This is a genomic window from Paracoccus sp. S4493, assembly GCF_000967735.1.
GTDB lineage: Bacteria > Pseudomonadota > Alphaproteobacteria > Rhodobacterales > Rhodobacteraceae > Paracoccus > Paracoccus marcusii.
In genome coordinates, this window is the sequence record NZ_JXYF01000475.1 from 1 (window position 1) to 970 (window position 970).

At 69.7% G+C, this 970-nt stretch carries 1 protein-coding gene and 1 pseudogene; both read left to right on the forward strand.

Going from position 1 to position 970, the window contains the following annotated elements:
- Positions 1–645, forward strand: a 645-nt coding sequence (locus TW83_RS18560; RefSeq protein WP_045984268.1) for a uracil-DNA glycosylase, incomplete at its 5' end; no start/stop codon positions are given.
- Positions 646–699: 54 nt separating this feature from the next.
- Positions 700–970 (forward strand): annotated as a pseudogene (locus tag TW83_RS18565) (efflux transporter periplasmic adaptor subunit); the annotation flags it as partial.

A 970-nucleotide genomic window follows, 5' to 3' on the forward strand; every position in this document is an offset into this window, starting at 1 on the left:
CAGGCCCCGCCGCCGCCCGCCGACGACGATCTGGCCGGCCGCGTGGCCCTGGCGCAGGCACTGGCCGACGGGGCTGGCACCCTGGCCGCGCTGGCCGAGGCCCAGCAGGGGTTTGACGGGATCGAGCTGAAGAAGGGCGCCCGCAATTTCTGCTTTGCCGATGGCAATCCCAAGGCCCGCGTCCTGATTCTTGGAGAGGCGCCGGGCGACGAGGAGGACCGGCAGGGCCGCCCCTTCGTGGGGCGCGCGGGACAGATGCTGGACCGCATGTTCGCGGCCATCGGGCTGTCGCGCGACGGGGTCGATGCGGAACGCGCCTTCTATGTCACGAACGTCCTGACGTGGCGCCCGCCCGGCAACCGCGACCCCGAGCCCGATGAAATTGCCGTGAGCCTGCCGTTCCTGCGCCGCCATGTCGATCTGGTGGCGCCCGACCTGATCGTGCTGATGGGCAACATCGCCTGTCAGGCGGCGATCGAGAAACGCGGCATCCTGCGCCTGCGCGGCCAGTGGGTGCAGGCGTTCGGGCGACCTGCGCTGCCCATGACGCACCCGTCCTATCTGCTGCGCAACCCCGCCGCCAAGCGCGAGGCCTGGGCGGACCTTCTGTCGCTGCAGGCGCGACTGGAATCGCTTTCCGTTTAGGTTTCGTTTGCCCATCATGCGCTATCCCGGCCATCCCATAGATGGACCATCCGCATGCGTTTCCTGTCCCGCAGCCTTCTGGGGCTGTTCCTAACCTTCCTGACGCTGGCCCTGCTGATGATGGCCGCGGGGATCCTGTGGCGTGCGGTGACGCCGGACGGGGATGGACCCGCGGTGCGCGCCCCTGCCGAACAGGTCTATGCCGCGCGGCTGGTCACGGTCGCGCCGGGGGTGGTCCAACCGCAGATGCAGGTGTTCGGCCAGGTCCTGTCGCGACGCGAACTGCAGCTGCGTGCGGGTGCCGGGGGCCGCATCGTCCAGCTGA